The following is a 651-nucleotide window of genomic DNA, read 5'->3' on the forward strand; positions in this document are numbered from 1 at the left end:
GAAAGCAATGAGAACATTGAACATGCTAAAAACAGAAAATCCAAGAGATAATTTTGCTTCTTCTTTTCGTCAACTTCCCCATAATATTGAAGCGGAACAGGCATTACTTGGAGCAATCCTGATTAATAATAATGCACTCGATCGCGTTTCAGACTTTCTCAAAGCAGAACATTTTTTTGAAACGCTACATCAAAAGATCTTTGAGATTGTCTTACAAATTATTCAAAAGGGCCATCTTGCAAACCCCATTACAATTAAGCCCTATATCCAAATGGAAGAAAAAATTGGAGATATTACTGTATACCAGTATGTTGTTCGCTTAGCCACAGAGGCAGTCACTATTATTAACGCTGAAGATTATGGACGTGTCATTTACGATCTTTTTATCCGCCGGTCTTTGATTAATCTTGGCAATGAAGTTGCCAATACAGCTTTTGATGCGCCTCTGGAGTTCACACCTTCCCAACAAATTGAAACGATTGAAAATCAATTATTTGAGTTAGCCGAAAAAGGAAAATATGGAGGTGGGTTTGAAAACTTTGATACAGCCATTGCAAAAGCACTTAACATGGCAAGCGCTGCGAAAAAGCGTTCCTCACAGCTTTCAGGGATAGCTACCCATATCAAAACCCTTGATGAAAAAATGGGAGG

At 38.1% G+C, this 651-nt stretch carries 1 protein-coding gene; it reads left to right on the forward strand.

The features are described 5' to 3' along the window. Nucleotides 1–22 precede the first annotated feature (22 nt). Nucleotides 23–651: DnaB-like helicase N-terminal domain-containing protein (locus tag ACFIO3_RS14895; protein ID WP_375704760.1), on the forward strand; the 629-nt coding region annotated here is incomplete at its 3' end.

This window comes from Bartonella sp. AD328YNZD, from assembly GCF_042196425.1.